General features: G+C 46.8%; 5 protein-coding genes. 4 read left to right on the top strand and 1 reads right to left on the bottom strand.

Going from position 1 to position 8,642, the window contains the following annotated elements:
• Nucleotides 1-751 (top strand): S1 RNA-binding domain-containing protein (locus tag RMO79_RS13410; protein ID WP_310483665.1); only part of this gene is annotated, 751 nt, incomplete at its 5' end.
• A 225-nt stretch (nt 752-976) separates the two neighbouring features.
• Nucleotides 977-2,239 (top strand): HEAT repeat domain-containing protein, encoded by a 1,263-nt coding sequence (locus RMO79_RS13405; protein ID WP_310483664.1) that lies wholly within the window; start codon nt 977-979, stop codon nt 2,237-2,239.
• 45 nt (nt 2,240-2,284) lie between these two features.
• Here the strand turns inward: RMO79_RS13405 and RMO79_RS13400 are convergent, their stop codons facing one another.
• Nucleotides 2,285-4,153 carry a hypothetical protein gene (locus RMO79_RS13400; RefSeq protein ID WP_310483663.1) on the bottom strand — a complete coding sequence of 623 codons (1,869 nt, stop codon included), beginning with the start codon at nt 4,151-4,153 and terminating at the stop codon, nt 2,285-2,287.
• A gap of 696 nt (nt 4,154-4,849) precedes the next feature.
• Between RMO79_RS13400 and psaA the strand changes: the two genes are divergently transcribed.
• Together psaA and psaB are read left to right on the top strand one after the other, a co-directional pair.
• On the top strand, nt 4,850-7,099 hold the full coding sequence (gene psaA / locus RMO79_RS13395) for a photosystem I core protein PsaA (RefSeq protein WP_310483662.1): 2,250 nt from the start codon (nt 4,850-4,852) through the stop codon (nt 7,097-7,099).
• Between the two features lie 194 nt (nt 7,100-7,293).
• Nucleotides 7,294-8,642, top strand: a 1,349-nt coding sequence (psaB, locus tag RMO79_RS13390) for a photosystem I core protein PsaB (protein WP_310483661.1), incomplete at its 3' end; no start/stop codon positions are given.

Genomic DNA, 8,642 nt, shown 5'->3' with positions numbered 1-8,642 from the left:
CGTACCAATTACCAAACCCGTGAGTGGTGCGGCAATGGGACTAATTAAAGAAGGCGAAGAAGTCCGGATTCTCACTGATATCCAGGGAATCGAAGACTTCCTCGGCGACATGGACTTTAAAGTTGCAGGTACCGATACGGGTATCACCGCACTGCAAATGGACATGAAAATCAGCGGTTTACCGATGGTGACTATCGCCGAAGCCATTAATAAAGCACGTCCCGCCCGCTTACATATTCTAGAGAAAATGTTAGCTGCGATCGACAAACCCCGCGAAGAACTCTCACCCTTTGCACCACGCTTACTCACCTTCAAAATCGAGCCAGAACTCATCGGCTTGGTCATCGGCCCTGGCGGTAAAACCATCAAAGGGATTACTGAAGAAACCGGAGCTAAAATCGACATCGATGATGATGGTACTGTAACTGTTTCCGCGATCGATAATGAGAAAGCCAAACGCGCGATCCAAATCGTCCAAGGCTTAACCCGCCGCCTCAACGAAGGCGATGTCTATGCCGGACGCGTGACCCGAATTATTCCAATCGGTGCCTTCGTGGAGCTGCTACCGGGCAAAGAAGGGATGATCCACATCTCCCAACTCGCCGATTATCGCGTCGGTAAAGTCGAAGATGAAGTCGGTGTTGGCGATGAAGTGATCGTTAAGGTGCGCGAAATCGATAATAAGGGACGTGTCAATCTAACTCGCCTCGGTATTCATCCCGATGAAGCAGCAGCGGCAAGAAAGGGTTAGGTTGTAATAGGTTTCGTAAACCTGACCCACCCCGCCCTACGGGCACCCCTCCCAAAAGGGGATTTTTCAATCTAGAGCTTACTCTTAAAGTCCCCTCCTCGGAGGGGTGCCCGTAGGGCGGGGTGGGTAGATCTTCGCAGTAAACAATCTAATTGAATTTCGTGTGACGATACCAGTCCGATAATTTTGTCAGGCTGGTATTTTAGTAGAGATTTCCAACATGCTATGACACTTTTATCAGAGGCTCTAGATCGAATATTAAATTGGTTGCACGCACAACAACGCCAACATCCTAAAATACATCGGTATCGGTATTGGCGTGAAGATGCAACTATATCGATCGACGCTCGATTATATCCTCAAATGAGACCAGGTTTATCACTATCGGAAATTGCCGAAATTTCTAAGGATTTACCAGAGCCATTACCGCCAGAAATAATAGAGTTATATCAATGGAGAAATGGCGGTATATCCGATCGAGATCTGTCGAATTGGTTGTTCAATTTTGGTGAAGGATTTGGATCTCAATGTGCAGCCAATTTACTAGATTTACAATCTGCTGTTAATAGCTATCGAGCTGTAAGAAGTAATCTTCTCAAAGATGTAACCGTAGATAACTTATTAACTAATCGTTATCATAACAATTCAATAGAATTATTTTATGCACCAGAATGCGTAGAGGGATATATGGTGATGAATCAAAATAGAAAATCCTATCCTATTGTGTTTTGGGATTTTAAAGGTGGCGGAGATACTGTTTATTCAAAATATGCCAGCTTGACAGATATGATGGTGACAATTGCTGAATGTTATGAAAATGCTTGCATGTTAGACGATCGAGGGCGACTAATTCAAAACAACGATAAAATCTGGGAAATCTGGAGCAAACATAATGCTTGTTACTGGATAGACTTATCGCTGCGAAATATCGACCTAATTCAAAATAAGTTTTCTCCATATATCTGCGACGATCGATTATCTCTGACAGTTATTTCAGAGCTAGTAGATACATTGAAATTTTCTCAAGATATCAGATTGGTAAAAGTATTGAGTAGTTTTTTAAACAATTCTCCAGCCGATCCAGACAAAGATCGCCAATTAAAACATAGTGCAGCTATGTATTTAAGTAGTGTAGGTGGCAGTCAAGCCGTAGAATTTTTACTGCCAATTCTCAAGCATAATTATTGGGAAAATCGTTATTTGACAATAGTCGCTTTAGGGCAAATCAAAGACGATCGATCGATTCCAGCTTTAATCGATTGTCTGCAAGACGAACATGAAAGTGTCAGAAAAGAAGCTCGAATGGCTCTCGATCGCATTCAAGTCGGAGATGGAGAAGTTGCAGGATTCCGAAGTAATCCTGCGGTATCTTTTATAGAATCGCAATATCGCTTACAAGGAATCGATCTGTATGAAAAGACTGGTCTCATAACACCCCCGACAAATACCGATGGAGAGACACTATTTTTTGATTCAGACGATCGTTAGCAATGCTCGATCTATTCTGTATCGAGACGGACTATTTGATTTTAACTAGCCACGATCGCGTAATCGCTCGATTAACTCCATTGCCTGAGCACTCCAAATTTGAACGTTACGTCCGAATCTCTGGGCTTTGGCTGGAATTGTATTAGTAAAAGCACGAATCTTAGCTTTAGCAACATCGAATAGCTCGATCGTGCGTGCTTGCCAAGTTTTTTCGATCGTTTCTACGACTGGTAGATTTGATGGCGTTGAGTTAGGCGGATTTTGGGCGATTTGCGTTGGCGGTGCTGGAATTGCAGGCGAAGCTGCTGGGGTGGGATTTACTGGTTTTACTGGTGGAGATTGCGCGATCGACTTATCTGCTAAATTGACTGGGGGCGTAACGATCTCGATTTTTGATGGCTCCCGATTGGATGTCGGTGCATTAGTAGGAGCGGGAATGACAATGGCAATCGGTTCTGGATGAGCTGGTGGCGAATTTTTGGCTAGATCGGGGATTGCGGGTGGAATTGGATCGGGTTTAGCCACTGGAGTGGGTGCGGTGGCTACTATTGAAGGCACTGGTACGATAACGATCGGTGTCGGTGTTGGTGCGATACTCGGTATGGTGACGATCGGTAATTGTGCTGGATTAGGTACTCGATCTTTTGGTGTTGGAGTTGGCTCTGCAACTGGCTGGGGTGCGATTTTGACGATCGATGCTGGCTCTCGATCGGGATTAGGAGTAGGTAGCGTTTTCGCGATCGGTTCTGGGATTACAATTGGGCTGGGGCTGGGTTTAACTCTTGCTGGTGGCGCAATCGGGCTGGGACTCGGCACGACTATCTGTGCTGGATTGCCTCCCACATGAGCATTTGGCTTAGTCTCAGGCGATGGTAAGCTGACGATCGGTGTTGTTGTTGGCTGGATGATTGGTAACGGTGCGATCGATGGTGTCGGCGTTGGTAATGGGGATGGTTGAATCGCTATATATTCGGGATCTACTAGCGTCCGTGCGAGATTGGGACTGAGTTCGCCCCCAATTAATTTCGCCAGCGCGTCCTTATTTTGCGGATCGTAAGTAAAAATCGATAAAGTATCGTTATAGACATTAGGAATCGGGTTACCGCGATCGTCTACTAGCTCCAATCTCACCCAGTTTTTACCTTTTTTAAAACCTTGCAAATAGATCGGTGCCCATCGATCTAGGCTAAATTGTTGGTCGTTGACTGTCACTCTGACGCGCCAATTTGGTAAACTTTCCACGCCGCCTGGCGCAATTGGACGATCGGGAATATTGGTTAAATAATAATCTAACATCATCGGCTCGGCACCATAAGTCCCCGCCGGACGACTATATGTAAGTAACGGTTTTTGCAGATCGGGATGATTTTCCGCCGTTTTGGTTAAGACATGAAATGTCACCAAATCGAATGCGCCCTGATTTTTGAAACTTTCATGCCAGGGACGCGACGCAAATACACGCAAAGTGTGGGTTCCAGCCGCTAAATTTTTAAAAACCAAGGGTTGGCTCAGATCGTATACGCCTTGGTAAGTCTGTTTGTCGAGAATGACATGTAAATGATTGCCCAACCCAAGTTCGGGCTGTTTGAATAGCGGTAAATCGCTCACCTTTAACTTGACAGTGACGAGATCGTCGGTCAAGATCTCATCTGGTTTCGGATTGATAATCTTTACCTGCGGCTGATATTTGTCTAGGCTTGGAGCTAATTGCGAGATACTTACTGGTGTATTAACTTCTGCTAATGGCCCATCGTTATTGGCAACTGACGTAAAAGTATCAGCAGGCTCGATCTCGATCTTTTCGGTGGTAGATGGCACGCCGCAACTGGCGATCCCCACGGTCAACATCAGTACCAGAAACGATCCTACTAGCAATTGAGAAACTAATTTCCACTTCAGATTCGCTCTTAACACCCGCACCTCTGCTTCCCAAGTTACTAGTTTGCACTGCCTATTTTACTAGGGTTGGTAAGTTTTTAAACGATTTCAACTTGGATCGATCGCCCACAGATCCAAATTCGATCGATTGTAACTATTCCTAAATCTTACCTGAGAGACGATTCTCCCTTGAAGACGCTACGCGAACGACCCATTCGTTCATGATTTTTCTGGCTGCATTTTTCCAGTTGAGAACCAAATTACTTCCATCCGAGCGTTGCGGGTCGATCCTTTTATATCGATATGTAACTAAATTCTGACGATCGGATTAGCATACATCCACAAAACCTAAAAGATTACTGCTGTTAGAATTATTTACAAGCATTACCTGAAGCTACTTTCCGGCAATTATTAAGTTTATTTAAAAAAAATGTATTAGGCTTGACTTTTAAGCCAATTTCAACCAGCTAAGATCGATATAAGCATCTTGGAGAGCGACTTTGAATTATTGTTAACGAATGGTGAATATCGGTCTGCCATGAACCTATAATTCATCAACAGAGGTACCGCGAAACCAAACTTGTTTTGTCGATGCGAGTACGGCTAAGAACTGGAAGCTCCCCAGGGATGTCATTCAGAGATTTAGCAAAGTTTTTGGCTCCGTTAAACTAAAAAAAATGGGCACTCACAGTTGGGTATCACCTCGTTCCTTGTCTAGAGAGGAGAATCCTCATGACAATTAGTCCGCCAGAGCGGGAAGCAAAAGTAATCGTTGACAAAGATCCAGTTCCTACTTCTTTCGAGAAGTGGGGTAAACCGGGGCATTTCGATCGATCCTTATCGAAAGGACCAAAAACCACTACGTGGATTTGGAATCTTCATGCCAACGCACATGATTTCGACAGTCACACCAGTGACCTAGAAGATGTTTCACGCAAAATTTTCAGTGCTCACTTCGGACATCTCGCCGTCATATTTATATGGTTGAGCGGGATGTATTTCCACGGTGCCCGTTTCTCCAATTATGAAGCGTGGCTGACTAACCCCACTGGCATTAAACCCAGTGCCCAAGTCGTCTGGTCGATCGTCGGTCAAGACATCCTCAATGCCGACGTTGGTGGTGGCTTCCACGGGATTCAAATTACCTCTGGTCTCTTCCAAATGTGGAGAGGTGCTGGTATTACCAACTCCTTCCAGTTATATTGCACGGCTATTGGCGCGCTCGTCATGGCTGGGTTAATGCTCTTTGCTGGTTGGTTCCACTATCATAAACGCGCTCCTAAGCTGGAATGGTTCCAGAACGTGGAGTCAATGATGAACCATCACTTAGCTGGTTTATTAGGTTTGGGGTCTCTTAGTTGGGCAGGTCACCAAATCCATGTATCTTTACCAATTAACAAGCTGCTGGACTCTGGTGTAGCTGCCAAAGATATTCCCTTACCCCATGAATTCATCTTGGATTCAACCAAGATGGCAGAACTGTATCCCAGTTTTGCTAAGGGTCTGACCCCATTCTTTACTTTGAATTGGTCAGAATATGCAGACTTCCTCACCTTCAAAGGCGGTCTCAACCCTACTACTGGCGGTCTATGGTTATCCGATCAGGCTCACCATCACTTAGCAATTGCGGTGCTATTCATCGTTGCTGGTCATATGTACCGGACGAACTGGGGCATCGGTCACAGTATGAAAGAAATTTTAGAAAATCATAAAGGGCCATTTACTGGCGAAGGCCATAAAGGTCTATATGAAATTCTTACTACTTCTTGGCACGCTCAATTAGCTATTAACTTGGCAATGTTGGGATCTTTGAGCATCATCGTGGCACAACACATGTATGCGATGCCTCCCTACCCTTACCAAGCTACTGACTACGCGACTCAGTTATCGTTATTCACACACCATATGTGGATTGGTGGCTTCTGTGTCGTCGGTGGTGCCGCTCACGCAGCAATCTTCATGGTTCGGGATTACGACCCCGCAATGAACCAGAACAATCTACTCGATCGGATGTTGCGTCACCGCGATGCAATTATCTCCCACCTAAACTGGGTATCGATGTTCTTAGGTTTCCACAGCTTCGGTCTGTACATCCACAACGACACCATGCAAGCATTGGGTCGCCCCCAAGACATGTTCTCGGATAAGGCAATTCAACTGCAACCCGTATTCGCTCAGTGGGTACAAGGTTTGCATACTGCTGCGGCTGGTAATACAGCACCAAACGCGCTTCAAACAGCCAGTCTTGCTTTTGGTGGCGACACCTTAGCAGTCGGCGGCAAAGTGGCAATGATGCCGATCGTGTTAGGTACGGCGGACTTTATGGTTCACCACATCCACGCTTTCACCATTCATGTCACCGTTCTCATTCTCCTTAAAGGTGTCTTATTCGCCCGTAGCTCTCGGTTAATTCCCGATAAAGCTAATTTGGGCTTCCGCTTCCCTTGCGACGGCCCCGGTCGGGGTGGTACCTGCCAAGTTTCAGGTTGGGATCACGTCTTCCTCGGTCTATTCTGGATGTACAACTCCCTCTCGATCGTCATCTTCCACTTTAGTTGGAAAATGCAGTCGGATGTGTGGGGAACTGTGGCACCAGATGGCACCGTGTCTCACGTTACTGGCGGTAACTTTGCTGCTAGTGCGACGACAATCAACGGTTGGTTGCGTGACTTCTTATGGGCACAGGCTTCTCAAGTCATCAACTCCTACGGTTCGGCATTGTCCGCCTACGGTTTGATCTTCTTGGGCGCGCACTTCATCTGGGCGTTCAGCTTGATGTTCCTGTTCAGCGGTCGCGGCTACTGGCAAGAACTAATCGAGTCGATCGTTTGGGCGCACAACAAGCTCAACTTTGGGCCAGCCATTCAGCCTCGCGCTCTGAGCATCATCCAGGGTCGTGCTGTCGGTGTAGCTCACTATCTCCTCGGAGGTATCGCTACTACCTGGGCGTTCTTCTTGGCTCGATCGATCTCGATCGGCTGATGAACCGATGTTTGTTATCGGTGACAGGCGATGGGCTTAAACGTCCGCAATCGTTACCGATCGAGTCTGGAACTGCTAGACTCGGCACCATCACTAAACATGATGCTAATCAATGCCACACGAGGTGGTTACAGTTAGCATCATCTCTACTGTAATCATCTCGTCCGTCCGTAAGGAAACCCGATCGAAAAACTATGGCAACTAAATTTCCCAAATTTAGCCAAGACCTCGCACAAGATCCGACCACCCGTCGGCTCTGGTACGGGATTGCCACGGCTCACGACTTTGAAAGCCACGATGGCATGACTGAGGAAAATCTTTACCAAAAGATTTTTGCAACTCACTTCGGTCATCTCGGCATCATCTTCCTCTGGGCTTCTGGTAATCTGTTCCACGTAGCTTGGCAAGGCAACTTTGAACAGTGGATTAAAGATCCGCTCAACGTCAGTCCGATCGCTCATGCAATTTGGGATCCCCACTTCGGGCAACCCGCCGTTGATGCTTTTACCCAAGGTGGCGCATCTAATCCAGTCAATATCGCTTACTCTGGTGTTTACCAATGGTGGTATACGATCGGAATGCGATCGAACGATGACTTGTACATGGGGTCGATCTTCTTGCTCCTCCTCGCTTCAGTCATGTTGTTCGCTGGTTGGTTGCACCTTCAGCCCAAATTCCGTCCCAGCTTGTCTTGGTTCAAGAATGCTGAGTCTCGCCTCAACCACCACTTAGCTGGATTGTTTGGCGTGAGTTCACTCGCTTGGACTGGTCACTTAGTCCACGTTGCCATCCCCGAATCTCGCGGTCAGCACGTCGGTTGGGACAATTTCTTGAGCACGTTACCTCACCCAGCAGGGTTACAACCCTTCTTCACAGGTAACTGGGGCGTATATGCCGAAAATCCCGATACCGCGCAACAGATGTTTGGGACTTCCCAAGGTGCTGGCACGGCAATCTTGACTTTCTTAGGTGGCTTCCACCCTCAGACTCAATCCTTGTGGTTGACTGATATGGCGCACCACCACCTCGCAATTGCGGTGATTTTCATCGTAGCTGGGCATATGTACCGGACCAACTTTGGAATCGGTCATAGCATTAAGGATATTCTTAACGCTCACAAAGCACCCAGTGGAAAAATGGGTGAAGGTCATAAAGGTCTTTATGATACTGTTAACAACTCCCTGCACTTCCAACTAGGCTTGGCACTGGCTTCGTTAGGTGTGGTCACTTCCTTGGTGGCTCAACACATGTACTCCATGCCGCCTTATGCGTTCTTGGCACAGGACTTTACCACCCAAGCCGCACTTTACACCCACCACCAGTATATTGCTGGTTTCCTAATGGTTGGTGCCTTCGCTCACGGTGCGATCTTCTGGGTACGGGATTACGACCCAGAGCAAAACCGCAACAACGTTCTAGCCCGGATGTTAGAACACAAAGAGGCAATTATCTCTCACTTGAGTTGGGTGTCTCTGTTCCTCGGATTCCATACCCTCGGTCTTTACGTTCACAATGATGTCGTAGTTGCCTTTGGTACGCCTGA

The sequence above is a fragment of the Chamaesiphon sp. VAR_48_metabat_403 genome (assembly GCF_031422475.1).
GTDB lineage: Bacteria > Cyanobacteriota > Cyanobacteriia > Cyanobacteriales > Chamaesiphonaceae > Chamaesiphon.
The sequence above is the reverse complement of the archived record's forward strand: the minus strand, read 5'-3'. Positions and strand labels throughout refer to the sequence as shown.

Bases quoted from the DNA above. Each gene is read 5' to 3' on its own strand.
- psaA (WP_310483662.1), top strand. From the start codon at position 4,850: ATGACAATTAGTCCGCCAGAGCGGGAAGCAAAAGTAATCGTTGACAAA.
- RMO79_RS13405 (WP_310483664.1), top strand. From the start codon at position 977: ATGACACTTTTATCAGAGGCTCTAGATCGAATATTAAATTGGTTGCAC.